25 protein-coding genes are annotated in these 23,592 nt (G+C 62.4%); 5 read left to right on the top strand and 20 right to left on the bottom strand.

Annotated features, from left to right (window positions below):
• Window positions 1-330 precede the first annotated feature (330 nt).
• Complete coding sequence (locus KMZ29_RS13660) at window positions 331-885, bottom strand: hypothetical protein (RefSeq protein WP_215619773.1); 555 nt, start codon at window positions 883-885, stop codon at window positions 331-333.
• A 13-nt stretch (window positions 886-898) separates the two neighbouring features.
• Between KMZ29_RS13660 and KMZ29_RS13655 the strand changes: the two genes are divergently transcribed.
• Window positions 899-1,054, top strand: a complete 156-nt coding sequence (locus tag KMZ29_RS13655) for a hypothetical protein (RefSeq protein WP_215619772.1) — start codon at window positions 899-901, stop codon at window positions 1,052-1,054.
• 18 nt (window positions 1,055-1,072) lie between these two features.
• On the opposite strand, the gene KMZ29_RS13650 is transcribed toward KMZ29_RS13655, so the two are convergent.
• From KMZ29_RS13650 to KMZ29_RS13590, 13 genes are all read right to left on the bottom strand, one after another.
• Complete coding sequence (locus tag KMZ29_RS13650; RefSeq protein ID WP_215619771.1) at window positions 1,073-1,390, bottom strand: hypothetical protein; 318 nt, start codon at window positions 1,388-1,390, stop codon at window positions 1,073-1,075.
• 125 nt (window positions 1,391-1,515) lie between these two features.
• Window positions 1,516-2,424: an IS1595 family transposase gene (locus KMZ29_RS13645; protein ID WP_215624260.1), complete on the bottom strand. Its 909-nt coding sequence runs from the start codon at window positions 2,422-2,424 to the stop codon at window positions 1,516-1,518.
• A gap of 203 nt (window positions 2,425-2,627) precedes the next feature.
• The gene (locus tag KMZ29_RS13640) at window positions 2,628-2,783 is read right to left on the bottom strand and encodes a hypothetical protein (RefSeq protein WP_215619770.1); all 156 of its coding nucleotides are present in this window, start codon (window positions 2,781-2,783) and stop codon (window positions 2,628-2,630) included.
• 262 nt (window positions 2,784-3,045) lie between these two features.
• Window positions 3,046-3,744 carry an ABC transporter ATP-binding protein gene (locus tag KMZ29_RS13635; RefSeq protein WP_215619769.1) on the bottom strand — a complete coding sequence of 233 codons (699 nt, stop codon included), beginning with the start codon at window positions 3,742-3,744 and terminating at the stop codon, window positions 3,046-3,048.
• A gap of 7 nt (window positions 3,745-3,751) precedes the next feature.
• Window positions 3,752-5,032, bottom strand: coding sequence for a lipoprotein-releasing ABC transporter permease subunit (locus KMZ29_RS13630; protein ID WP_215601777.1), 1,281 nt, complete (start codon window positions 5,030-5,032; stop codon window positions 3,752-3,754).
• 75 nt (window positions 5,033-5,107) lie between these two features.
• Window positions 5,108-6,427 carry a proline--tRNA ligase gene (gene proS, locus KMZ29_RS13625; RefSeq protein ID WP_215624259.1) on the bottom strand — a complete coding sequence of 440 codons (1,320 nt, stop codon included), beginning with the start codon at window positions 6,425-6,427 and terminating at the stop codon, window positions 5,108-5,110.
• Window positions 6,428-6,614: 187 nt separating this feature from the next.
• Window positions 6,615-8,189 carry a copper resistance CopC/CopD family protein gene (locus KMZ29_RS13620; protein WP_215619768.1) on the bottom strand — a complete coding sequence of 525 codons (1,575 nt, stop codon included), beginning with the start codon at window positions 8,187-8,189 and terminating at the stop codon, window positions 6,615-6,617.
• A 9-nt stretch (window positions 8,190-8,198) separates the two neighbouring features.
• Window positions 8,199-8,720 carry a YcnI family protein gene (locus tag KMZ29_RS13615; RefSeq protein ID WP_215619767.1) on the bottom strand — a complete coding sequence of 174 codons (522 nt, stop codon included), beginning with the start codon at window positions 8,718-8,720 and terminating at the stop codon, window positions 8,199-8,201.
• Between the two features lie 8 nt (window positions 8,721-8,728).
• A complete protein-coding gene (locus KMZ29_RS13610) occupies window positions 8,729-9,262 on the bottom strand; it encodes a copper chaperone PCu(A)C (RefSeq protein WP_215619766.1) in 534 nt (177 codons plus the stop codon).
• 146 nt (window positions 9,263-9,408) lie between these two features.
• Window positions 9,409-11,628 (bottom strand): TonB-dependent receptor family protein, encoded by a 2,220-nt coding sequence (locus KMZ29_RS13605; protein WP_215619765.1) that lies wholly within the window; start codon window positions 11,626-11,628, stop codon window positions 9,409-9,411.
• A 92-nt stretch (window positions 11,629-11,720) separates the two neighbouring features.
• Entirely contained in the window at window positions 11,721-12,131 is a 411-nt protein-coding gene (locus KMZ29_RS13600) for a DUF2946 domain-containing protein (protein WP_249779686.1), read from the bottom strand.
• Between the two features lie 165 nt (window positions 12,132-12,296).
• Window positions 12,297-14,600 (bottom strand): TonB-dependent receptor, encoded by a 2,304-nt coding sequence (locus tag KMZ29_RS13595; protein WP_215619764.1) that lies wholly within the window; start codon window positions 14,598-14,600, stop codon window positions 12,297-12,299.
• A 161-nt stretch (window positions 14,601-14,761) separates the two neighbouring features.
• Window positions 14,762-15,217: a DUF2946 family protein gene (locus KMZ29_RS13590; protein WP_215619763.1), complete on the bottom strand. Its 456-nt coding sequence runs from the start codon at window positions 15,215-15,217 to the stop codon at window positions 14,762-14,764.
• 806 nt (window positions 15,218-16,023) lie between these two features.
• Between KMZ29_RS13590 and KMZ29_RS13585 the strand changes: the two genes are divergently transcribed.
• The 4 genes from KMZ29_RS13585 to KMZ29_RS13570 all read left to right on the top strand — a co-directional run bounded on the left by KMZ29_RS13585 (window position 16,024) and on the right by KMZ29_RS13570 (window position 18,526).
• Complete coding sequence (locus KMZ29_RS13585; RefSeq protein WP_249779685.1) at window positions 16,024-16,668, top strand: SCO family protein; 645 nt, start codon at window positions 16,024-16,026, stop codon at window positions 16,666-16,668.
• Complete coding sequence (locus KMZ29_RS13580) at window positions 16,668-16,907, top strand: hypothetical protein (protein WP_215619762.1); 240 nt, start codon at window positions 16,668-16,670, stop codon at window positions 16,905-16,907. The genes KMZ29_RS13585 and KMZ29_RS13580 overlap by 1 nt, the downstream gene beginning before the upstream one ends.
• A gap of 87 nt (window positions 16,908-16,994) precedes the next feature.
• Window positions 16,995-17,708: a sulfite exporter TauE/SafE family protein gene (locus tag KMZ29_RS13575; protein WP_215619761.1), complete on the top strand. Its 714-nt coding sequence runs from the start codon at window positions 16,995-16,997 to the stop codon at window positions 17,706-17,708.
• Between the two features lie 392 nt (window positions 17,709-18,100).
• Entirely contained in the window at window positions 18,101-18,526 is a 426-nt protein-coding gene (locus tag KMZ29_RS13570; RefSeq protein ID WP_369810015.1) for a globin, read from the top strand.
• Between the two features lie 5 nt (window positions 18,527-18,531).
• Here the strand turns inward: KMZ29_RS13570 and KMZ29_RS13565 are convergent, their stop codons facing one another.
• The 6 genes from KMZ29_RS13565 to nuoN form a co-directional block, all read right to left on the bottom strand.
• The gene (locus KMZ29_RS13565; RefSeq protein WP_215619760.1) at window positions 18,532-18,879 is read right to left on the bottom strand and encodes a hypothetical protein; all 348 of its coding nucleotides are present in this window, start codon (window positions 18,877-18,879) and stop codon (window positions 18,532-18,534) included.
• Window positions 18,880-18,908: 29 nt separating this feature from the next.
• A complete protein-coding gene (locus KMZ29_RS13560) occupies window positions 18,909-19,184 on the bottom strand; it encodes a DUF1467 family protein (protein ID WP_215606491.1) in 276 nt (91 codons plus the stop codon).
• Between the two features lie 2 nt (window positions 19,185-19,186).
• A complete protein-coding gene (mce, locus tag KMZ29_RS13555; protein WP_215619759.1) occupies window positions 19,187-19,591 on the bottom strand; it encodes a methylmalonyl-CoA epimerase in 405 nt (134 codons plus the stop codon).
• A gap of 77 nt (window positions 19,592-19,668) precedes the next feature.
• A complete protein-coding gene (locus tag KMZ29_RS13550; RefSeq protein ID WP_215619758.1) occupies window positions 19,669-21,339 on the bottom strand; it encodes a ribonuclease J in 1,671 nt (556 codons plus the stop codon).
• Window positions 21,339-22,151, bottom strand: a complete 813-nt coding sequence (locus KMZ29_RS13545) for a biotin--[acetyl-CoA-carboxylase] ligase (RefSeq protein WP_215619757.1) — start codon at window positions 22,149-22,151, stop codon at window positions 21,339-21,341. The genes KMZ29_RS13550 and KMZ29_RS13545 overlap by 1 nt, the downstream gene beginning before the upstream one ends.
• Window positions 22,152-23,588 (bottom strand): NADH-quinone oxidoreductase subunit NuoN, encoded by a 1,437-nt coding sequence (gene nuoN / locus KMZ29_RS13540; protein ID WP_215619756.1) that lies wholly within the window; start codon window positions 23,586-23,588, stop codon window positions 22,152-22,154.
• Window positions 23,589-23,592: the final 4 nt, after the last annotated feature.

Genomic DNA, 23,592 nt, shown 5'->3' with positions numbered 1-23,592 from the left:
CTCAGAGCTGGGGAATCAGCTGCGCCCAGACCGCGATCATCCCGACAAACAGCGTGATCGACGCCAGCGCCGCCGCTTCTTCCACGAATGTCTTCAACATGCCCGACTCCTAATAGAAGAACATATGAGGAACATTGTTCCTTTTTTGTTCTCGAAGTCAAGGGGGGATTATATACTTGACACCACAGCCCCACGATATAGTTAAGGCGAGCGGCCCCGGTAACGGGGAAGCTGGCGCGCCCGATATCGAAATCACCCCGGCCATGATTCAGGCTGGGGTTGAAGTGTTCATGGGTTACGATCCAGAGGACTATTCGACCGAACAAACGGTTATTCGGCTGCTGCGTGCTGCCCTTTCAGAAAGGCGGTAGATTCCGCCTTCAGGCGGGCAACAGCGTTGGCCGTAAGCAGGATGATATTCCGAGCCTGGTCATAGTGGGTATCTGGGATTTCATTGGCTTGCGGGATAAATGATCGGTCGGCTATGCCGTCCTCAGTTTCGTAATCGCCCTTGGTCAAGCGAAGCGCCAATTTACCCTGTGGGGTTTGCACCCAAACCCCATGGGATAGCTCGTCTCGCACTCGGCAGCATGTTTCGATTTGTTTGAAAAGCTCGTTCAAGTTTAGCTCTGGTGGGCTGAAGCCGTGCAGTACCAAAAGTTTCTTCACGGTTTTGAATCGCTCGCTGGCTGCTTGGTACTTCAGTGTGACCCTACCTATCGGGTAGTCGATTTTTGAAAGCTCAAACAGTAACTCCGTGACCTGCGTTTCAAGAAACGCGTGAGCCGAAACAACTTTGCCAATCCCCTCATAGACGGAGGGAGGCAGGTCGGTGATAATGGGAAACATGGCGGCCGGGATGGCTGCATGTGGCAATTTTCTCATTCTGGTATCCCCGATGAAAAAGCCGGATGAAAACTATAGTGCGAAAGAGGCGACGGCCCGCTTTGAGGCCGCGCTCAAAGGCGCAATGAACACGCCTCACAAGCCGCTGAAGGAAAAACCCAAGGCGAAGAAAGCGGCGAAGAAATCGACGAACAAACCCGGCAAGTGAGCCGGGTTTTTTTATGAGTCAACCCGGAATCACGGCTTCATAATGGCACATCCTGCAACGGAAAATATCATCTCGGTTGTCGCTTGCGACAGGCGCGAGAGGGGACATTTTCCCCTCATCGACCCAACAGAGGGGGCAAAGATAATTAGCCCCGCTCTTGACCGGAAAATTTGCAAGGCGCTGAAGCGAACCGCGCAACGCCGCGCGGTTCGCCTCTATATCAGCCTTCTTTTTCTCGATATCAGCAAGTTGCCGATCAAAGCTCGCTATGCGTTCTTGCGCACTATTAGCGGCGTCCTCTGCGGCCTTGGCCAGATGGTTCCCAACCGTGCTCATAAGCCCTCCCCATAGTCTGAGGACAACTTTAGCGCGTCCGCCAGTATTTGACGAATCGAGGTTTTGGCTTCTTCAGCCGGGCTCGCCAACGCAGGAAGCGCCGGCACAGCCGCTTAAAGTCAGGCTCAGTTAGCTTGACGATACGTGAGACGCTTGCCAGCTGCACCCTTGATGGCAAGATCCGCACGTTCCCCATCGTTGACGCCGAGCGCAACGCGGCTCGAGTAACGGAAGTCAAACTCTGACAGGTAGCGGTGCAGGTGCTTCTCAGCGCAATGCTGATAGACGCCCTTCATGCCGCGCTTGAAGATCGAATAGTAGCCTTCGACGGTGTTGGTGTAGGCATCGCCGCGAACGTATTCGTCCCGGCTGTGGTTCACGGTGTCATGGCTCGCGAACTCGCGGCCTACCTCTTTGTAGGACCCGTGTTCGTCAGTCATCAGCTTGGCTTCGCGGCTTAGGTTGGCGCGCAAGATCGGGGCGATATCCGCAATGCGGTTTCCGTCAACGTGGAAGCTGCGGGCAGAGCCGCCGCGCTCGACCAAAGTAACGATGGTGTTCATGTTGGACGTTCCGCGACGGCCCTTCTTGGGCTGTCCGTCGAGATGACCGAAATAGGTTTCGTCAGCTTCGACCTGGGCGCCGCCTGATCCCATCGGGGCCAGCAAGCCGCCAGCGCGCATTGCTTCGCGAATACGATGGGTCAGGAACCAAGCCGATTTGTATGTAATGCCGAGCGCCCGATGAAGCTGATGGCTGCTCATGCCCTTCTTGCTGGACGCCATCAGGAAGAACGCCTGAAGCCATACGTTCAGCTTGATATGGCTCGACTCCATGACACTCTTGGTGGTGACGCTGAAATCCTTACGGCAGCCCTTGGACTGGCAGCGGTACACGCCGGGCTTCTTGGTGGCGAACGAGGCGTACACGGTGCCGCAATGCGGGCAAACGCGCTCAGCGCCCCAGCGAAGGGCTTCCAGATACTCTCTGGCGGCTTCGACGGTCTGGAAATGGGGAGCGCTGAACTTGGACACTGAAGGCTTCTTTGCGGCGGGCATGGCGTTCGATCCGGTTTCGATGCCCATTTACTATATGTCGGGCCTTGTGGTGTCAAGTATATAATTCCCAGTCAAGGGGAGATAGTGGGGCAGTTTGGGAAGTGAGCCCCGTGGTTAATTCCGAGATTGATCCGGCACCGGCCCTGGACCGCCTCGGCGGTTCTGCCGCCTCCCGCGGGCTATTTCGGCTCGCAGTCCAGCGTGACCGGCGGGTTGGCGCGCTGACCGCAGGCGACGATCGCCCCGGTCCAGCGATCCAGCCGGTAAACGCCGTTGGTGGCCATGCCGGCGCCCGCGGCGACCAGTTCCCACCGGAACAGGACGAAGAGCGCCACGCTGATCACGACCGCGGCGATGATGGTCCGATGGAATTCTGCATGCCCTATCTATGCCTGCCTGGAGGGGAGCGGTTCAAGCCGTTATTGCAGGATGACGGCGACCCGGCCCGGAGCCGGTTCCGATTGAGCCAGTGCCCCTGACGCAGCGCAGCACGAGTGCTGCGAGCGGGGGTCCACCTTACTGTGCATGGGGTCGTTTTCGCGTTTTTTGTCAAGGCCGCCCTGCACCGCCGGGGGGACGCCGTGCCCAGCCCTCAGGCTAGTCGAGCTCGACGACCTGGCCCTCTTCGAGCGACACGCGGCGGTCCATGCGGCTGGCCAGCTCCATATTGTGGGTCACGATCAGCATCGCGACGCGCGTCGCCTTGACGAGCTGCATCATCGCTCCGAACACGTGGTCGGCGGTATGGGGATCGAGGTTGCCGGTCGGCTCATCGGCGAACAGCACGCGCGGCGCATTGGCGACCGCGCGCGCGATCGCCACCCGCTGCTGCTCGCCGCCCGACAATTCCGCCGGCCGGTGCTTGATGCGCTCGCCGAGGCCGAGATAAGCGAGGATTTCGGTGGCGCGCTTGACGGTCTCGGCGCGCTTCAGGCCGCGGATCATCTGCGGCAGCATGACGTTTTCGAGCGCGGAGAACTCCGGCAGCAGCCGGTGCGACTGATAGACGAAGCCGATGTCGGTGCGGCGGATCAGGGTTCGCTCGATGTCCGACAATTGCGAGGTCGGCGCGCCGCCGATATAAACCTCGCCGTCGTCGGGGGTCTCCAGGAGGCCCGCGATATGCAACAGCGTCGATTTGCCGGCGCCCGACGGCGCCACCAGCGCGACCGACTGCCCCGCCCACAGCGCAAGCTTGGCGCCGTTGAGAATGGTCAAGGTCTCGGTGCCTTGGGTGTACTGGCGCTTTATCTCGTGGAGATAAACGACCGGTACATCTTCTGCCTCCTGCTCCATCTCGCCCTCACTCGTACCGGAGCGCATCGACGGGGTCGAGGCGCGCGGCACGCCACGACGGATAGAGCGTGGCGAGGAACGACAGCGTCAGCGCCATGATCACGACAGCGGTAGTCTCGCCGAAATCGACCTCGGCCGGCAGCTTGGACAGGAAGTAAAGCTCCGGCGAAAACAGCTCGGTATTGGTGAGCCAGGACAGGAATTGCCGGATCGATTCGATATTGAGGCAGATCAGGAGACCGACGAAGAATCCGGTCAGCGTGCCGACCACGCCGATCGCAGCCCCGGTGATCAGGAACACCCGCATGATCGAGCCCTGCGAGGCGCCCATGGTGCGCAGGATCGCGATGTCGCTGCCCTTGTCCTTCACCAGCATGATCAGGCCCGAGACGATGTTCAAGGCGGCGACCAGCACGATCATGGTCAGGATCAGGAACATCACGTTGCGTTCGACCTGCAGCGCATTGAAGAAGGTCGAGTTGCGCTGCCGCCAGTCGACCAGGAACACCGGCCGTCCCGCCGCTTCGGTCACGCTCTTGCGGAAGACGTCGATCCGGTCGGGATTGGTGGTGAACACCTCGATCGCGGTGACGTCATCCTTGCGGTTGAAATAGGCCTGCGCCTCCGGCAGCGGCATGAACACGAAGGTGCCGTCATATTCCGACATGCCGATCTCGAACACCGCGGCGATCTTGTAGGGCTTGATGCGCGGCGTCGTGCCCATCGGGGTCACCGCGCCCTTCGGCGCCACCAGCGTGATGCTGTCGCCGGCGTGCAGCGACAATTGATCGGCGAGCCGGCGCCCGATCGCGACGCCCTGCCCCTCGTCGAAACCTTCGAGCGTACCCTGTTTGATATTCTTGGCGATCGAGGTGAGGTTGTTGAGATCGTCGGCGCGAATGCCGCGGACGAAGACGCCCGATGCGTTGAACGGCGAGGATGCCAGCGCCTGGCCGTCGACGACGGGGGCTGCGAGACGAATGCCCGAGACCTGGTTGATGCGCTCGGCGACGTCCTTCCAGTCGGTCAAGGGCGATTCCAGCGGCTGTACCAGCAGATGGCCGTTGAGGCCGAGGATCTTGTCCAGCAATTCCTTGCGGAAGCCGTTCATGACGGCCATCACGATGATCAGCGTGGCGACGCCGAGCATGATGCCGAGGAACGAGAAGCCGGCGATGACGGAGATGAAGCCTTCCTTGCGACGGGCGCGCAGATAGCGCCCGGACAACAGCCATTCGAACGGCGCGAAAGGTGGGGTTCGAACTGGCTCGCTCATGGCATCATCCATAGTTCGATTTTCACACGATTCGGGCTAATTGTGGCCGTAGCGTCTGATATTCCGGCGCCTGCGGTGGATAATTCGTCACGAGGCGAGCTTCGCCACCACTTCCGCCGGCGTCAGATTCTCGCGCGACCCGTCGCTGCGCCGCTTGAGTTCGAGTTTGCCTTCGGCGAGCCCCTTCGGGCCGACCAGAATCTGCCAGGGAACGCCGATCAGGTCGGCGGCGGCGAATTTCGCGCCGGCACGCTGGTCGGTATCGTCGTACAGCACCTCGACGCCTTTGGCGTCGAGTTCGCGGTAAAGCTTTTCGCACGCCGCATCGGTGTCGTCGGCGCCCTGCTTCAGATTCAGGATCGCCGCCTTGAACGGCGCCACCGCCTCCGGCCATTTGATGCCGGCATCGTCGTGGCAGGCCTCGATGATGGCGCCGACCAGCCGCGATACGCCGACGCCGTAGGAGCCGCCATGGATCGCCACCTCGGCGCCGTCGGCGCCGGCGACCAGCGCCTTCATCGAGTCGGAGTATTTGGTGCCGAAATAGAAGATCTGGCCGACCTCGATGCCGCGGGTGTGCACCTTTTTGTCCGCGGGCACTTCGCGATCGAAGCGCGCGGCGTCGTGAACGTCCTCGGTTGCGGCGTAGACCGAGGTCCATTGCTTGATGATCGGACTGAGATCGGCCTCGTAGTCGACCTCCTCGCCGGGCACCGGCAGGTTGAGCACGTCGCTGTCGCAATAGACCGCGGACTCCCCGGTCTCCGCCAGCACGATGAATTCGTGGCTGAGATCGCCGCCGATCGGGCCGGTCTCGGCGCGCATCGGGATCGCCTTCAGTCCCATCCGCGCGAAGGTGCGCAAATAGGCGACGAACATCCGGTTGTAGGAACGCCGCGCCGCGGCCTCGTCGATATCGAAGGAATAGGCATCCTTCATCAGGAACTCGCGGCCGCGCATCACGCCGAAACGCGGGCGCTGCTCGTCGCGGAATTTCCATTGAATATGATAGAGATTGAGCGGCAGGCTCTTGTAGGACTTCACGTAGGAACGAAAGATCTCGGTGATCATTTCCTCGTTGGTCGGCCCGTACAAGAGCTCGCGCTTGTGCCGGTCGGTGATGCGGAGCATTTCCGGACCATAGGCGTCATAGCGGCCGCTTTCGCGCCAGAGGTCGGCGAGCTGCAGCGTCGGCATCAGGAGCTCGAGGGCGCCGGCGCGGTTCTGTTCCTCGCGGACGATCTGCTCGATCTTCTTCAGGACCCGCAAGCCCAGCGGCAGCCAGGCATAAATGCCCGCCGCCTCCTGCCGCATCATGCCCGCGCGCAGCATCAAACGATGCGACACGATCTCGGCCTCCTTCGGATTTTCTTTGAGGATGGGCAGAAAGAACCGCGACAATCGCATGGGGCACCAGAAGAATCGGTCGGACACGGGAGAGTGCCAGTGAAACCGGATCGGCTGCAAAAACACAAGGGCGGGGCCGGAAAAAGCCGCTAAAACAGCAGATTACCCGCCATCTTTAACGCCCGACATTGAGCCTGCGATTAAGGCGCAAACGGGGCCCAGGTAAAGCCCGCCGGGGACATCCCGATCAGGGCGCCGGCACGTCGAATTCGTCCTCGAGCGTGATCCTCTCGAAATCCGTGACCAGGACGTCGATACGGAAATGCCAGCGGCCGGCCAGCGGGATCGGCACATCGCGGACGTGCCAGTAACCGTCGGCGCCCAGCAGCGCCTTGCGCTCCAGCGGCTCGATGCCGCGCTCGGGCAGGCTCAGCGCCAGGGTCGCCTCCCTGGCAGGCAACGGGCTGCCGTCGCCGTTCATCAGCTGCAGGATAAAACCGTTGGTGCCCACTTTGCCCGGCGAAACCCGAACCTGGAACATCGCCGTATCGGTGTGGATGTGGACCGCGAGCGGGGTGACGGCGGCGGCAGCGAGCGCGCGTGGCGGCGGCGTGAAGCGCCAGCCGGCGACGACCGCCAGGATCCCCACGACGATGATGCATTCGGCCAGAATCGACCGCAGCAGCGGGCGCGTGTTGGCGGGATCGCGGGCCAGCCGAGGTGTCAGACGATAGCGGTTCAGCGCCGCGAGGCCCAGCAGCAAAAGCACGAGCGCGATTTTGATCGAGAGGATCATTCCATATTTCGTCTCGATCAGGTCGCGAAGACTCTGCAGCTGAACGACCACGAGAGTGAGTCCGGTCAGCACCAGCAGGCCCACCACCGGCACCGCCGCGCGCGAGAAACGTTGCAATACGAAAAGCAGCCCCTCGGTCCGTTGCCACGCCATCGCCGCCAGCGGTGCGAGCGCGCCGACCCAAAAGGCAACGCCTGCGCCATGCAGAAACATCGAAGGCCGGGTCAGCCATTCCGGGGATGCGCTGGCGGCATGACCGCTGGACGCCAGCGACAGGCCGACGCCGGCCAACGCCAACGCCGACAGCATGGCGGCGGTGCCCGTGACCTCGGTTCGCAGGGCAGCGATGGCAGCGATCATCGCCACCGCTGATATCAGCAAGGACGGAAACAAGCTCGTCAGCGCCGCGGCTTTCCACGGCGCCGCCGTCAGGATGCCGCCGAGCGGGAGACCCAGCAGATCGAGCCCCTGCCCCCCGAGCGATGCCGCCGCGCTGACAAGCCCCAACGTCAGGGCGGCGGCGGTCAGCCTCGCACCAATCCGCACGCACCCGATCCAGCAGGCGAAGAACGCCCCGCCGACGCCCGCGAACAGCCCGAGATAGACGCCGATCCGCGCCAGCCAGATCAGGCCGTTCAACGGGCCGGCCCTTGCCGGGTTCGCCGCCGATCCCGTCGGGGCGCCGATCGAAAACACCAGAGATCCCGCGACCGGGTGGCCGTCTTCCGAGATCACGCGATAGCTGACGACCTGGGTGCCGCGCGGCAGCTGGTCGGGCAGCGCGATAACGATGGTTTCGCCAACCCCGCTCACCGTCGCATCGTCGCGCGCCCTGCCCTCGGCATCGATCAGGCTGACAACCGCCGGCGTCACCGCTTCGTTGAAGCGCAACTGAACCGACTTCGGCGCCTGCGAGAGGACGCTGCCGTCGCCGGGCTCCATCGACACCAGCACGGCGTGCGCCGAGGCGCCGTTTGCCAACCCGAGAACCAACAACAACGTGGCGAGGCCGGCGATGAGACGCATCGCGAAACTCTACGGTTTGGGCACCAGCTTGACCCCTGGCGCCGGCGACTTGCCGTCATGGCCATGGCCGGCACGGCCTTCCGCCGGGATATCGATCCAGCGGCTCACGCCCTGCTCGCATTCCTGCACCACCGGAAAATACAGCATGCTGTTGGGCTTGAGCCTGCCGGTCAGATAGGTGCTGACGACGAATTCATCGTAATTGCCGTCGGCCAGCTTGCCGCCGCTCCACACCACTTCCTTGACGCCTTCCGAGAATTTCTTGCCGTGGTAGTCGTACTCGGTGGCGTATTTTCCGCTGATCGCCTCAACGCTCCAGCCGGCCTTCGGCATCGGTTTCACCGCAATCACGCCTTCGGGAATTTGAACGCGGATCTTGACGGTGGCCGAACCGGCGCAGCCATGCGGCACAGCGAACACCGCCTTGTAGGACGCACCGATCGTCGCCTGCTTGTTTTCCAGTGAGACATGTGCGCCGGCCGGCCACGCAGCGAGCGCGGCAATGGCCGCGAGAAAGATAGTCCTCGACATCGTCAGCCTCACTTCTTCATGCCGGAATGATCGGGCATACCCTTCATGTCATGACCGCCGGAATGGCCCGCGCCCGCGGGAGCTTGCGCGCCCACACCCAGCACATCCAGCGAAAGTTTCACCTTGCCCGCCTTCTCGAACTCCAGCGTGACCGGCAGCTTGTCGCCCTGCTTGAGCGGGCTCTTGAGATCCATCAGCATCAGGTGATAGCCGCCCGGCGCAAGCTTGACCGTCTTGCCGGGCTCGATGGCGAGACCCTTGTCGAGTTGGCGCATGATCATGACGCCGTCCTTCATGGACATCTCGTGGACCTCGACCCTGGCGGCAACATCCACTGCGCCGCCGATCAGACGATCTGCGGCCGAGCCCTTGTTCTCGATGGTGAGGTACCCACCCGCCACCTTGGCGCCGCCCGGCGTGGCGCGGCTCCAGGCCTGCGTGATCACGAGGTCACCGGCCTTGACCTCCTCGGCGCCCGCGGGCGCGGCCAGCAGAGCTGCGAAGGCAACGGCATAAGCGAGGGTACGTACGATTTGTTTCATGTGTCTCTTCCTTTTCTTCCGTGAACGAGTAGGTCGCCAGATGGGGTGACGTCGCCTCAGAATTTGAGAATGATCGGGTTTCCCTTGTGACGACGATTGTCAACGATTCCATGCCCGATCTCCGCCCGCCGGGCCTGCGGTCCACTTTACCAGCGCGCCTTGACGCCGGCATACACGGCACGACCGTTACCCGGCTCGAACAGTGGCGATGCCGGATTGGCCCGGTCGATGATGCTGGCGGAGGCAATGTAGGCCTTGTTGCCGATGTTCCTGGCTTCGACATACATCGAATAGGTTCCGCCATTGTCCACGCCCGCCTTGAATCCCCAGATCGCATAGGGTTCGGTCTTCAGCGTGTTGGCGCTGTCGACGAAATAGGACTCGGGCACCCATTCGAGATTGGGGCCGATATAGAATCCGTTCGGATGTTTGTAGAGCATCTCGGCCCGCAGATAGTGACGCGGGGCGCCCGGCAGCTGATTGTTTCCGAAGGTGGGGTCGTTATCGAAACGGAAGTCGTTGAACGTGTAGGCGAGGTTTAGCCAGATCTTGTCCGGCGCATTCCCCGTGACGAAGATGTTCCTGAACACCGCGGCGCCGACACCCGCCTCGATGCCCTGATGAATGGTGCGGTCGAGATTGGTGACGTTGCAATTGCCGAACGAGCTGTATTGGCACTGCAGCTCGTCGCGGATGTTGGCGCGATAGGCGGCCAATTCCCAGGTGAAGTCGGGGCTTTTGCCGCGCGTGCCGATCTCGTAGGTCGTCGCGATTTGCGGTCGGATCAGAAAGAATGGAATGGTTGGGTAGTTCGGATTGAGGAAATTCGGGCTGACGCTCTCGCCGAAACTCGGCACCTCGGCGCTGCGCGAGATATTGCCGAAGACCTGCCAGGTGGGATCGACGTCCCATAGCAGTCCGACCTTGGGGCTCCACAGGCTGAAGGTGCTGCGTCCGTTGACGTCGCCGTTGGTCGAGAAGTTGACGCGCTGGTCGCGGACCGCAAAGAGATATTGCGTGCCAGCCACGAACGCGACATTCGGGACGAAATAGAACGAGTTTTCCGCATAGGCTGAATAGTTTTCCGGCTTTTGCACCAACGAGGATGTCGGCGTCCCCTTCAACCCGCCAGTGTTGACGAATTGCCGGGCGTCGTTGGTGCCGTTGAGAATGTTGACCCCGGCCACGAACCGGTTGCGGAAGCCGCCGATGATCCGATCATCGGTGACCTTTGCGAAGCCGCCATAGTCCTTGTAGCGATAATCGAGCCACTGGAAGATCGGATGCATCAGATGCCGGTCGACCGCGAACGCGCCAAGATCGAGGATCGTATTCTCGAAGCGGATGGTGGTCTTGTTGGCGACGCGGACGGTGTCGAGGTTGCGCTGCCAGTCATTAATGACGTTCCCGACCGCCGCCGTCTCCGGCGAGGAAAGAGCGATAGACTTGGTGACGGAGCCCGGGATGCGCTGCCGAACGTCGTTCGCGTTCAGATAAAACCGGGTCTCGACATCCGGTGAAAATTGATAGCCGACATTGCCGCTGACCCGCGTGGCATGCCCGCTGCTGTGATTCCTGAATCCCTCTGCCGCCTGGGTGGACGCGGTAATGAAGCCATCCCATGGGCCATTCGTGCCGCCCGCATTGGCTTGTAAGCGGCGGAATCCAAACCCTCCGAGATCAGCCGATACGCCGTTGGGAAAGGGATCGCGTCCGGTCGGTGTGACGAAGTTGATGGCGCCGCCGAGCGAATTGGCGCCGAATTGCAGCGCATTGGCGCCCTTGTAGACCGCAACATATTTGTAGGCGGTGGGATCGATTTCCTGGAAATCGCCGTAACCGTCGGCGGTGTTGATCGGAATCCCGTCGATGTAGAGCTGGACGCCACGCAGATGGAAGTTTCGCGACAGGCCGGAGCCCCGGATCGAAAGCCTCGTGTCGTCGCCCCATTTCGGCTGCGCAAACACGCCGGGAACGTAATCGAGAACATCCTTGATGGTATTGGCGACGGTCGAGCTCCGGTAGGCCGCGGCGGGAACGATGGCAACGCCGCCCGGGGTCTGCTGAATATCGCGCAGCGCCTGTTGCACGGTGAGGACCGTCAGCGCGGGCCCCCTCGCCAAATCGTTCGCGATCGGCGCAACCGGAGCACTGCGTGCGCGGCTTGCCCTCGCCGTCCGAACGCCGGTGCGTTGCGGCGAACGGACCGCAGCCGCCCGCTTTTGTTGAGGAGCCTCCACGGTCACTGGCGGCAGCGGACCTTGGGAGTTGCTTTGCGCCCCGGCCGAAGCGGAAATGACGACAGCGGCGGATGAAAACAACAAGCTGCGTGCGAACACGCTCGGGAAATTACGAACCCTGGACATCTAACATTCCTGACACTGGCGCAGCGGCCAGCCCGATCAACGACACAATTTGGCGCGGCCGAGGCCACACCGATCACGAGAGTGTTTTGTCGTCAGGAAATGGTGGGTGGAGCGCGGGCCTGCGCGTTCGAGCCGACCCGAAGCGCCGGCATCGGATCTGCGGCCTGCAGCCACGACATGCGCTGATACTGGCGCTGCAGGCTTACAAAAATCAGTGGGGGTGGCTCGAGGGCATTGCCGCTGCCAGTGCCCGCGCAGAAGGCGCAGCAATCGCCGCGGTCATGCTGCGCGCTGGCCGGAGCCGTCTGCGCATCGTACGCAGTGGAAGCCATCCCCGAACAGATCGACGCCATATAGAGGGGATCCGATGCGGCGTGAGCGACCGCGCGAAAAGCCCCGATCGGCGCAATCACTTGCACCAGGATCGAGAGCAGCACGATTGGAATGATTACTTCCAGCCGCCGTCGCATGATTTTCCCCAAAATACTCGGGTCTGGTAGCACTCGCCTCACCGCTTGTCGAGATTTTCGCCGCAGCGCGCTGGTTTATGCCCGGACCTGAATCTCGATACCAAAGGAACTCCCCGGGCACAGGCTGACGGGCCGCATTTCAATATCCCGGTCCGGACACTCCCGGGCCGGGATATTGGTGTGTCGGCGAGCCGCGGCTCAAAACTTCACTGTCAGGCGACCGTTGAACGAACGCCCCGGACCCGGCACGTTGTACCCGTAAGCAGGCGACGAACCCATCATTGACACGACCCTGTAATCGACGAGATCGGCGCCGCCCAACGGCAACACATAATGGCGGTTGAACAGATTATCGACACCGAAATCGACCCGGACCGCCTGCCACTGATAGCCCGAGCGCAGATTGACCAGCGCATAAGACGGCGCGGTCAATTCATTGTGGACCTGGTTCACCTGATCTTTCGACCCGACCAGTTGCAGCTCGACGCCGTTGTTCCAACCGCCGAGCGTATGGTCGAACGCCAGCTTCGCGTTGATCGGCATCACGTGATAGAGGTTGACACCATCAGTGCGCTGGCCGCGGACATAGCCGAGCTGGCCGCGGAACACGCCCCGGCCGTACAGCGGATCGTCCCACAGCGCGAGCTTGCCGTCGAGATTGACGCCATAGAGCCACGCATCGTGGTTGGCAAACCGCAGGAACACGAAGTCGTTGGTCTTGGTTAGATTCGCCGCGGTGCACGCCGACATCATCTGGACCGCGCAGCGATCGACGTCGATATAGTCCTGCACGTAGCTGTAGTATGGCGTGACCTTAAATTCCCAGACCTTCTGGGCGGGATCATGCCAGGCCGCAGTGAAGCTCGCCGTGTGAGATTTCTCCGGCTTAAGGTCGAGATTGCCGACATAGCCGTTGCCGTCGCCAAACCAGCCAATCATGTTCATGGCCATGCCCGAGGTTGACCATGCGTAGCGCTCATAGAGATTGGGCGAACGGGTCTTGCGGGCGAAGCCCAGTTCGAACTGGCTCAGTTGGTCGGGCTCGTAGCGCACCAATGCGGAACCGTCGAGATTGATATCCGTCCTGGCATGGTCGAGCGCGTTGAATGCCGCGGCATCGGCGCCATACATCATCGCGTTGTACCCCTGAACATTGCCGGTGTTCATCCAGACCACGTCGTTGCGCAGCCCGACCAGCGTCGTCCACTCGCGATCCCAGTGCCGCTCCCACTCCACGAAGGTGCCGAGCCGGCTGCGGCGGCCGTCATTGATGTTGATGAAGGTGTTGGGTCCCATCATCATTGAACCGGCAACGGGATCCCACCAGTCGTCGAGACGGTTGTGGTAAAATTCGTTGCCGACGCGGACCAAGTCCTGCCGCGACGCCGCGAAGGTCGCCTTCAGCGCATAGCCGACATCGGACGCCCTGGTATCCATCGGCATCTGGCTGACCTTGTCGGGCGCGATGAAGCCCATGGTGTGGCGAATCTGGTGATAGAAGCCGCTGGCTTCGACTTTGCCCCAGTCGAACACCCCCTCGTAACGCCCATTGATGAAGGCGCTCCGGTTGTAGACCATGTCCATGTACTGGTTGACATAGCCCTGATACGGAATGAACTGACCGCCGACCTGCACCGTAAACAGGTTTCCGAAACTTTCCTTGGAGATGCTCAACGCATGGTTCTGCGTCTCGTACAGCGTTGACTTCACCTTGGTGCCGTCGGCCGCCTTGTAGTCGCCGGCGCGAACCCAGCCGCCGGTATAGGTGACGCTGGTATCCTTGTTGGCAAGCGTGGCTGTCGCATCGACGCCATAGGCGTTGCTGATGCTGCGGAAAAATCCGGACACCATGACGCTCGACTGCCAACCGCCACCCGTAGCGAATTGCGGCGGCGCTGTCGTCACGTCGATCTTGCCGCCGATGTAGTCGCCGCCCACGCTGACCGGCGCGACCCCGAGATAGGCGCGCATCCTGGCGATCATGGCCGGGTTGACGAACGACAGCGGCGGATTCATCTCGTTGGGACAGGCCGGACTGATCAGCATGCTGTTGATCGCGACCTGGATCCGGTCGGCGCCGAGCCCGTTGATCGCGGGCAGGCTCGATACGCCGCCTGCGCCCCAAACCGCTCCGCCGGGAATATCGGCAATCAGCGATGCGGAATCACTGGTGCCGAGGCCGCGCGAAAATGCACTCTCGCCGGAAATCGTTGCGGTGTTGGCGGGCACGGCGAGCCCTTCAGGGCTCCGAAGCGGAACTGTGTTGGGAGCATTCACGGCAGGGGCGCTCTGGGTACTGCGACGGGACGGCACGGCCCGCGGTTTCGGCCTTGGCTTCGGCGCATCCACCACGACGGGAGGAATGGCGCTGGAGGCCTGGGCGTAAGCCGTAGTGGGCGCTAGCGACGCCGCAGACAGGAGCGCGAGCGCCAGGGATGGCGATAAGAGGGCGCTGGTCACGAGCAAGGATCGGCGAGCGCCGGGCTGAGCGATGGAGTGCATGACTATTTCTCGAGTTGAATTCGCAAGCAGCGATTCACTGCTCGCACGACAATCGTCCGCAGAACCGCCGAGGAACGGCATGGTCCGCATGACAACAACGGATGGCCCAATCCATCGCGGACTGCCGCTCGCGCGACACCCAGGCGAATGAATTTGGCGGCTTAAGCCGCTGCGGGTGGTCCGCGTGCTGAGTGAGAATAGTACGGAGCCGTGTACAGGGCCGGCACGGAGAACGGCAACGTATGGGAAACGCCGACAACAGCCAGCGCCGGCAGCGGCGTCATCGACAGCGATGGCGGCGCAAAGCTGTGCCCGATCACACAGGCGATGCATTTGAGATGGCCTGCCGCGACCCGATCGTGGGAATCAGCAGGGTCTTGCTGGTCAACAGATCTGCAGATCGCCGAGAGCGCCAGCATATTCGTCTGGCTTGCGTTTGCCGCCGTCGAAACCGCCGCAAGGGAGGTCTGAAAAATCAACGCGAGCGCTGCGAACCAGACGACGGCAAAACGGACGGCGCCGAGAACATTCCTGCTGCCCGGAATGCCGCGAGCAGCCGCGGCAACATCCCGGAGCAGGCGCCAAAGGTCCGCGCGCTCGCGCGCAGGCTGATTCATCCGCTTCCGGATGAGTTGATGCTGGTGCCGCCCCGTCTTCAATCGAGCCCCTTACCGATGCCGGTTCCCCTAAACATGGAATAGACCGGACAGCCATCTGCCATGCAACCGCTATTTTGCACGAGCTGGTATTCGACAAATGACTTCCGATTGAAGCGTTCGAGGCAGAACAGATCTCTTCGCGATACACTTTCAACGAGATGGGCTCTCGCCGGACGGAGCCATGTCCTCTATAGTGCGTCATCGCAGCGATACGCCTGCTCTGTATGTCTAAGGCATGATAGATCGACGGCAACCGCACTGGAGGGCGTATGTCGCGCTTGTCGCGGCCTGTGCGCTGATGCTTTCGGCATTGTTGTCCAGCCTTGCCCCGCTGGCCCAGGGAAAGGCCAATCCGCTCGACAGCCTCTCCATCATCTGCCTGTCGCTAGGCACCGCACCGACCCGGGACAAGGCTCCTGATGCGCCGGCCGATCACCCGCACGACGCATGCTGCATCCTTTGCATGGTCCCCGGACTGGCTGCGGCCGGTGACGAAATTGGCGTTCCGGCACCGAACTATCCATCGTGGCGCTCATTTCCGCTAACGCCGCGCATCGCACTGGGCCCGCTTGGTGCAGCCGAACTCTTGCCAATCAAACCTCGCGCACCTCCACACTTGACCTGAAGCGCTTTGCGGCCCTTGGCGGCCCACGTCTCCCCATTGATTGAACCCGGCAGCGCCGCTGTGTCCGTCTGGACATGGCCGCCATGCGGGAGCGCAAAATGCATCCGAATCCCTCCTGCCGCGGCCACCGCCGCGAGGCTTGGCTTCAACTCGAACACACGGCTACTTAGCGATGCCTGCAAACAATCTGAAGGTCGCAGGAATCGGGGCGGCGCTTGCCATTCCGATTCTTGTTTTCGCGATTGCCCTGACCTGGCCCACCGCACGCAAGGATGACGAATTGCCGGCGATGGCCGGAATCGGCGGACCGTTCACGCTCGTCGATCACCGCGGCAAATCCGTCACCGAGCGCGACTATCTGGGCAAACCGACGCTGATATTCTTCGGGTTCACCCACTGCCCGGATGTGTGCCCGACGACGCTGTTTGAATTAACGACGAGGCTCAAGGAGCTCGGTCCCGACGCCGACCGATTGAACGTTGTGTTCATCACCGTCGATCCAGAGCGCGATACGCCGCAGCAACTCGCGCTCTATCTCTCGTCGTTCGACGCGCGCATCACCGGCTTGTCCGGAACGCAGGAGAGGATATCCGACGCCATGACCGGTTATCGTGTCTACGCGCGAAAGGTCCCGCTGGAAGGCGGCGATTACACTATGGATCATACGGCAACGATCTACATGATGAACAGCAAGGGGCAATTCACCGGCCTGATGAACTATCAGGAGCCGGAAATGATGGCGCGCGTGAAACTTCGGCGACTGATCGATCTGGGGGCCAAATGATGAACCGGACGAACCTGAGGTTACTGACCGCCCATGTCGTTATTCCATTTGCGACCGGGGCCGGATTGGGCGCGTTCTTCCTGTGCGCCGTTTATTACCTGGACGTGGGCAGCATGCGAACGCTGGTCACAGCGAGCGGAGGCAGCATCCTCGACCTCGGCCTCATCCCGATCGCCTGCACCTTCGGTTCGCTGGCGATCGGCACCAACCAGGCGATCGGCTTCCTGATCGATAATTGACAGGGATCGCCACCGCAATTTGATACAGCGCAATGATCCCGCGGTTCCGGTGTCGGATACAAGTTCGGTTGACCCATGGACCGTCAGATGTTCGACTTCGACCAACCGCTGTTTGCTGCCGGACTGCTGCTGGGGCTGTCATCGAGCCTGCACTGCTTCGGCATGTGCTCCGGCATTGCAGCCAGCCTGCATTTCGCCGCCGGTCTCGATCCCAATCGCCCCGCACGCGATCTCCTGGCAACGACGTTGCTGATCAATGCAGGGCGGATCGCCGGCTACGTGATCGCGGGCGCGATCGTCGGCGGCGCCGGTTCGAGCGTATTCGGCGCGTTCGACCAATCATTCAGCCACGCTGTTCTGCGCTGGGCCGCCGCGGCGGCGCTGGGTTGGATCGGGCTTTCGATGCTCGAGGTCCTGCCGCTCCCCGTCGTGCTGTACCGGATTGGCTCACGCGTCAGCCAAGCGATGGACGCCGTCGCGGGTATGGCACGACTGCCGCCGACGTTGGGGCTTTTCGTAAGCGGGACGGTGTGGGGCTTTCTGCCCTGCGCCATGGTCTACGCTGCCCTGTTCTACGCGATGCTCTCGGGCTCATGGCTCGGCGGGGCGTTGGCGATGTCCGGTTTTGGTCTTGGCACCTTGCCGGTTCTGATCGGCGCAGGCCTCGGGCTTCCGCTGCTGCGCCGCCGGGCGACCTCAGTGTGGCTGCGGAATGGGGTCGGAATCGTCATTATCACGGTCGGAATTGTCAGCGCCGGCATCTCGCCTGCCGAATTTGCGGCGTGGTGCCGGTCTGGCTGAAGCGTTCCGGGACAATCGATGCCCCGCCTACTCTCTTACCCGCCTTGCGGATTCTTACTGTCGGATACAACCAGGGATCGCGCAATTCCGATCATTTCGCAGTTTGCTCGAATTTTGAACATTCGTTGCTGAAATTGGTGACAAGACGAAAAAATTAGTCTACGAGTGCGGGCTCAGGCTGGCCGAGAGGTTTAAGTCTGGTGGTCCAAGTCTCGGGAGGAGCCCTGGCGCGCACAAGCAGCGTCGCCCCGTCAATCAAGATCAAATCCAAATTTTCGGGGAAATAGGGTCGACACAATTTTTAGAGCAGGGCTTGCGCCCTGCTCTTTTTTTTCGCGACGCTTGTTTTTCGTGAAGCTTGGACGTCGCCCATGCATCGGGATCGCAACGCAATGGACATGACAAACCCGGCCAATCCAATCCAGCACAGTTTCGAACTCGCCGCGGAACGTTGCGAGGATCTGACGCCGCTGGTCTATCGCCGCCTGTTCCGCAAACACCCCGAAGCCGAATCGTTGTTTCGCCGCGAAGGCGGCGACCTGGTGAAAGGCTCGATGCTGGCGCTGGCCATCGATGCGATGATGGACCTGGCAGGCGAGCGCACCGGGCATTTCCGCCTGATCGGCTGCGAGGTTCAGTCGCACGACGCCTACGGCACGCCGCGCGAGCTGTTCGGATCGTTCTTCGGCGCAATCGCCGACACCATGCGCGAGATCCTCGGGAACGACTGGACGCCCGAGATCGATGCGGCGTGGCGGCAGTTGCTTGATGAGATCAGTCGCCTGGTCGCCGAGAGCCAGGCGCAGATCGAGGCTTGACGCCCTCAATCCCGCTCGAGGAAATTCGAACCGATGTTGGCCTTCTTCTTGATCGGGTCGAAATCGCAATAGACGCCATCGGCGACCAGCGTGTAGCTCGCAATCACCGTGTACTTGTCGAGCTTGACCGAATTCAGGCCGAGGATCGACGTCCTGGTGCCATCGTTCCATTTGAACGGGGTGGTGCTCTGGGCCCTTTCGCAGGCCGCCACGGCTTCGGCAAAAACATAGCCCTCGACGAAGGCTTTCATGGTCCGAAGCTGGGTGAGGGTTTTCCAGTTCATGTAGAAGGCGCCCGCAAGACCCGCGATCAGCAGGACCAACACCCCGACAATCAATCTTTGCAGCGTCATTCCCTTCTCGCCTCCCGGAAATCCAGCGCTCAGAACGGAAACCCCATCAGCTTCGACATCCGTTCGATATTCAGATAGCCCGCACGATGCGCCAGCATTCCGATACCGAAGATGACTGCCGAGATCAGTGTGGTCCAGATCAGCTTGCGCCCGATCTGGCTCTTGATCGGTGCGCCGGGATCGGTGCCGGGGGCGCCCTCGCCGTCCTCGTGCTGGCTGCGCACGCCGAACGGCAGCGTCAGGAACAGGGTGACCCACCACAGTACGAAGTAGATCGCCAGCGCAGTTGAGATCGAATAGGCCATGGTCAGGCCTGCTCGATTTCGACCAGCGCGCCGGAAAAATCCTTCGGGTGCAGAAACAGCACCGGCTTGCCGTGAGCGCCGATCTTGGGCACGCCGTCGCCGAGCACCCGCGCACCTTCCTTGATCAGGGTGTCGCGCGCCGCGACAATGTCGGGCACGTCGTAGCAGACATGGTGGATGCCGCCGTCGGCGTTGCGCTCGAGAAACTTCGCGATCGGCGAAGCCTCACCGAGCGGCTGGATGAATTCGATCTTGGTGTTGGGCAGCGTCACGAACACGGTGATGACGCCGTGCTCGGGCAGCGGCACCGCCGCGGAGATCTCGGCGCCGAACGCCGCGCCATAGATCCTGGCGGCTTTCTCGGCGTCCTTGACCGCGATCGCCACATGATTGAGCCGGCCCAGCATGGCAGTCCTCCGCTTTACGTTTGCGCGTGTTCCGATCGCAAAACCGGTAGCCAATCTTGCGGAACACGCGCCAAATCCTACACCGTCAGAACGTGAACGTAGCACAGGGGCTTCTTGCCCCAATGCTGGTTGATCGTGGCGCGCACCGCCCGCCGCACCGACTCCGCCATCGCATCGGGATCGCGCCGCCGCGCCCGCGGCAGGCCCTCTACCGTCGACACCACCGTGTCGAACACGATCTCGTCGATGATCTCTCCGGCGGTATTCTTCTCGGGGATTCCGACGAGATCAACCTCGGGATCGTCGGCCAACTCGCCCTTCTCGGTCACCGCGACCGCCACGAAAACGCAGCCGGCAAACGCCAGCTTTTTTCGTTCGACGACCGCGCGCGACTTGGACTCCTCGAGGATCGAGCCGTCCTTGTAGAGCCGCCCCGAAGGCAATTCCTCGATGATGGCGGGCTCGCCGGGGCCGAGCCTGACCAGATCGCCGTCGCGGCAGATCAGGACCTTGGGCACGCCGGCGGCCCGCGCCAGCTTGGCGTGCTCGGACAGATGCAGCGCTTCGCCATGGACGGGAATCAAGAGTTGCGGACGCACCCAAGAAATCATGTCGCGCAATTCGTCGCGGCGCGGATGGCCGGACACGTGGACGAGATCGGTGCGGTCGGTGATGACCTCGATGCCCTGCGTCACCAGGCCGTTGATGATGGCGCCCACGGCCTTCTCGTTGCCGGGAATGGTGCGCGAAGAAAAGATCACGCAGTCGCCCTTGTTCAGCGTGACCTGCGGATGATCGTCATTGGCGATGCGCGACAGCGCCGCACGCGGCTCGCCCTGGCTTCCCGTGCAGATCGCCAGCACCTTGTCCGGCGGAAAATGCCCGTAGAGATCGGCGCCGCGGAAATTCTGCACGCCATCGAGAAAACCGGTCTCGCGCGCCACCTGCACCACGCGCTCCATGGCGCGGCCGACCACCACCACCTCGCGCCCGGCGGCCTTGGCGGCGTCCGCCACCGCGCGTAGCCGTGCGACGTTGGACGCAAAGGTGGTCACGGCGACCCGGCCCTTGGCATTCTTTACCAGTTCGGTAATGGTCTTGGCGACTTCGGCCTCCGACGGTGAGCGCCCTTCCCGCACCGCGTTGGTGGAATCGCCGATCAGCGCCAGCACGCCGGCGTCGCCGAGTTCGCGCAGCCGCCGCTCGTCGGTCGGCTTGCCGATGATCGGGGTCGGATCGATCTTCCAGTCGCCGGTGTGCAGCACCGTGCCGGCGGAGGTGTGGATGGCCAGCGCATGGGATTCCGGGATCGAATGCGCGACAGGAATAAACTCGACGCTGAACGGCCCGAGGTCGATGCGTCCGCCTGACGGCACCACCGTCACCGGAATTTTCGGCGGGTTGCGCTCGGAATTGCACTTGGCCTCGAACAGCGATGCGCTGAACTGGGTCGCGTAGATCGGGCACTTCAGCTTCGGCCACAGGTCGATGATGGCGCCGAAATGATCTTCATGCGCGTGGGTCAGCACCAGGCCGACGAGGTTCTTCCGCTCTTTTTCCAGAAAGCGGATATCGGGCATGATGAGATCGATGCCCGGCAGATGCTCCTCGTCGCCGAAGGATACGCCAAGGTCGACCGCGAGCCAGCTCCGCTGGTGGCGGTTGCCGAGGCCGTAGATCGACAGGTTCATGCCGATCTCGCCGACGCCGCCGAGCGGCGCAAAGGTCAGTTCATCCGGCCGCGCCATCAGGCTGCCCCCGCCGACGCCGCCGAGCCGAAATAGACGTCGCCCGCCGATACCGGAACCCGGGTGCCGTCCGCTTTGCGGACGATCAGGCAACCCTGCTCGTCGATGTTGTCGAAGGTCCCTTCGACGGCCGTGCCGCCCGCCTGCACCGCGACCGGCTGTCCCAGCCCGGCCGCGCGCTCCAGCCAGAGCCGCCGGATCTCGCCGAAGCCGCGCCCGTCGTCCCAGATGCCGCGGAACTCCGCCCAGGCGTCCGAGAGCTCCGCGAACAGTTCCTCCGCGCCGACCTGGACCCCGAGCGCTGCCAGCGAGGTCGCGGGCGTCGGCGTGCCCTCGGGTGCGGCGACGACGTTGGTGCCGATGCCGACCACGACGGCCAGGCGATTGTCGGCCACGGCCTCGGCTTCCAGCAGGATGCCGGCAAGCTTTTGCCGTCCCGCCAGCACGTCATTGGGCCATTTCAGCTGGTATTTCATATGGTCCGATCCCGCTGACCTCAGCGACGCCTCGACGCTTACCCTTTGTAGCGCCGCCTCCAGTGCAAGTCCCGCAGCAAAGCCGAGCGTCGCCGCGACGGCCGGCGATACGTCGATGACTTCGAGAATGCTGCTGGCGAGGTTACCACGCGGCGCCACCCAGGGGCGATGCCGCCGCCCGCGTCCGGCCGTCTGCTCCGACGTCACGAACCACATCGGCCCGCGCTCGCCATCGCGCGCCCGCGCCATCGCTTCCGCGTTGGTCGAGCCGGTCTTGTCGAAGGCCGCGAGCCGGTAACCCGCCGATATGGCTCGAGGACCGAGCTTGAATGTCATCTAGAATAATGACTTCGCTGCTGACGTCGCGACGCTGACCAGCGGTCCCGGATAGGCGAAGAACAGGATGTTGAAGAGGCCCGCCACCGCCAGCACCGTGCGCAGTTCCATCCGCATCGGATCGACCTGAGCGAGCGGCTCGTCGAAATACATCACCTTGACGATCAGGAGATAGTAGTAGGCTCCCACCACGCTGGCGAGGACACCCACCACGGACAGCGTGAACATCCCGGCCTTGATCGCCGCGACGAACACGTAAAACTTGGCGAAGAAGCCCGCCAGCGGCGGGACGCCGGCCAGCGAAAACAGCAGCATCGCAAAAAAGAACGCCAGCAGCGGATTGGTGCGCGACAGCCCGGCGAAGTCGCTGATGCTCTCGACGTTCTGGCCGTTGCGCTTCATGGTCAGGATCACGGCGAAGGTGCCGAGCGTCATCGCCACATAGATCGTGATGTAGACCAGCACGCCTTGTGCGCCTTCCACGGTGCCGGCGGCGAGCCCCACCAGCGCGAAGCCCATGTGGCCGATCGACGAATAGGCCATCAGTCGCTTGATGTTGGTCTGGCCGATGGCGGCGAACGACCCCAGCACCATCGAGGCGATCGCCACGAACACCACGATCTGCTGCCATTGCGAGACGATCCCCGGGAATGCCGTCAGGGTGACGCGGGTGAATACGGCAAGCGCCGCGACCTTCGGCGCCGAGGCGAAGAACGCGGTGACTGGCGTCGGTGCGCCCTCATAGACGTCGGGCGTCCACATGTGGAAAGGCACCGCCGAGATCTTGAAGCAGAGCCCGGCGAGCAGGAACACCAGACCGAACACCAGGCCGACATTGCCGGTCTTCGCCGCCGCCGCGATGCCGGCGAAGCCGACCGTACCGGTGAAGCCATAAATCAGCGATGCGCCGTACAACAGCATGCCCGACGACAGCGCGCCGAGAACGAAATACTTCAGGCCGGCTTCGGTCGATTTCGCGTTGTCGCGGTTGCTGGCGGCGACCACGTAGAGCGCGAGCGACATCAGCTCGAGCCCGAGATAGAGCATGATCAGGTCGCCGGCCGAGACCAGCACCATCATGCCGAGCGTCGAGAGCAGCACCAGGATCGAATATTCGAAGATACGACGCGACGGGTCGGCCAGAAACTCCACCGAGAGAATCAGCGTCGCCGCCGAGCCGATCAGCACCAGCATCTTCATGAAGCGGGCGAAGTCGTCGACGATGAAGCTGCCGCCGAACGTCGTGAGCTTGCCGGCCGGTAGCATCAGTTCCAGCACGCCGGTCAGGACCAGCAGACAGACCGCAAGGCCGGTGACGAGCCGCGTCGTCTCCTGCCCGCGATAGGCACCTAGCATCAGCAGCACCATGGCGCCGACCGCGAGCACCAGCTCCGGCAGCACGGGCAGCAGTTGATATCCTGCACTCTGGAAGCTCATGTCT

Source organism: Bradyrhizobium sediminis, assembly GCF_018736085.1.
GTDB classification, from domain to species: domain Bacteria; phylum Pseudomonadota; class Alphaproteobacteria; order Rhizobiales; family Xanthobacteraceae; genus Bradyrhizobium; species Bradyrhizobium sediminis.
This window is presented reverse-complemented; position numbering and strand designations above follow the sequence as displayed.

Excerpts from the sequence above, each read along its gene's own strand:
- KMZ29_RS13660 (WP_215619773.1), bottom strand. The coding sequence starts at position 885 with ATGAGAAAATTGCCACATGCAGCCATCCCGGCCGCCATGTTTCCCATT.
- KMZ29_RS13655 (WP_215619772.1), top strand. The coding sequence starts at position 899 with ATGAAAAAGCCGGATGAAAACTATAGTGCGAAAGAGGCGACGGCCCGC.
- KMZ29_RS13650 (WP_215619771.1), bottom strand. The coding sequence starts at position 1,390 with ATGAGCACGGTTGGGAACCATCTGGCCAAGGCCGCAGAGGACGCCGCT.
- KMZ29_RS13635 (WP_215619769.1), bottom strand. The coding sequence starts at position 3,744 with ATGGAGCAGGAGGCAGAAGATGTACCGGTCGTTTATCTCCACGAGATA.
- KMZ29_RS13630 (WP_215601777.1), bottom strand. The coding sequence starts at position 5,032 with ATGGATGATGCCATGAGCGAGCCAGTTCGAACCCCACCTTTCGCGCCG.
- proS (WP_215624259.1), bottom strand. The coding sequence starts at position 6,427 with ATGCGATTGTCGCGGTTCTTTCTGCCCATCCTCAAAGAAAATCCGAAG.
- KMZ29_RS13620 (WP_215619768.1), bottom strand. The coding sequence starts at position 8,189 with ATGCGTCTCATCGCCGGCCTCGCCACGTTGTTGTTGGTTCTCGGGTTG.
- KMZ29_RS13615 (WP_215619767.1), bottom strand. The coding sequence starts at position 8,720 with ATGTCGAGGACTATCTTTCTCGCGGCCATTGCCGCGCTCGCTGCGTGG.
- KMZ29_RS13610 (WP_215619766.1), bottom strand. The coding sequence starts at position 9,262 with ATGAAACAAATCGTACGTACCCTCGCTTATGCCGTTGCCTTCGCAGCT.
- KMZ29_RS13605 (WP_215619765.1), bottom strand. The coding sequence starts at position 11,628 with ATGTCCAGGGTTCGTAATTTCCCGAGCGTGTTCGCACGCAGCTTGTTG.
- KMZ29_RS13595 (WP_215619764.1), bottom strand. The coding sequence starts at position 14,600 with ATGCACTCCATCGCTCAGCCCGGCGCTCGCCGATCCTTGCTCGTGACC.
- KMZ29_RS13590 (WP_215619763.1), bottom strand. The coding sequence starts at position 15,217 with ATGAATCAGCCTGCGCGCGAGCGCGCGGACCTTTGGCGCCTGCTCCGG.
- KMZ29_RS13580 (WP_215619762.1), top strand. The coding sequence starts at position 16,668 with ATGAACCGGACGAACCTGAGGTTACTGACCGCCCATGTCGTTATTCCA.
- KMZ29_RS13575 (WP_215619761.1), top strand. The coding sequence starts at position 16,995 with ATGTTCGACTTCGACCAACCGCTGTTTGCTGCCGGACTGCTGCTGGGG.
- KMZ29_RS13570 (WP_369810015.1), top strand. The coding sequence starts at position 18,101 with ATGGACATGACAAACCCGGCCAATCCAATCCAGCACAGTTTCGAACTC.
- KMZ29_RS13565 (WP_215619760.1), bottom strand. The coding sequence starts at position 18,879 with ATGACGCTGCAAAGATTGATTGTCGGGGTGTTGGTCCTGCTGATCGCG.
- KMZ29_RS13560 (WP_215606491.1), bottom strand. The coding sequence starts at position 19,184 with ATGGCCTATTCGATCTCAACTGCGCTGGCGATCTACTTCGTACTGTGG.
- mce (WP_215619759.1), bottom strand. The coding sequence starts at position 19,591 with ATGCTGGGCCGGCTCAATCATGTGGCGATCGCGGTCAAGGACGCCGAG.
- KMZ29_RS13550 (WP_215619758.1), bottom strand. The coding sequence starts at position 21,339 with ATGGCGCGGCCGGATGAACTGACCTTTGCGCCGCTCGGCGGCGTCGGC.
- KMZ29_RS13545 (WP_215619757.1), bottom strand. The coding sequence starts at position 22,151 with ATGACATTCAAGCTCGGTCCTCGAGCCATATCGGCGGGTTACCGGCTC.
- nuoN (WP_215619756.1), bottom strand. The coding sequence starts at position 23,588 with ATGAGCTTCCAGAGTGCAGGATATCAACTGCTGCCCGTGCTGCCGGAG.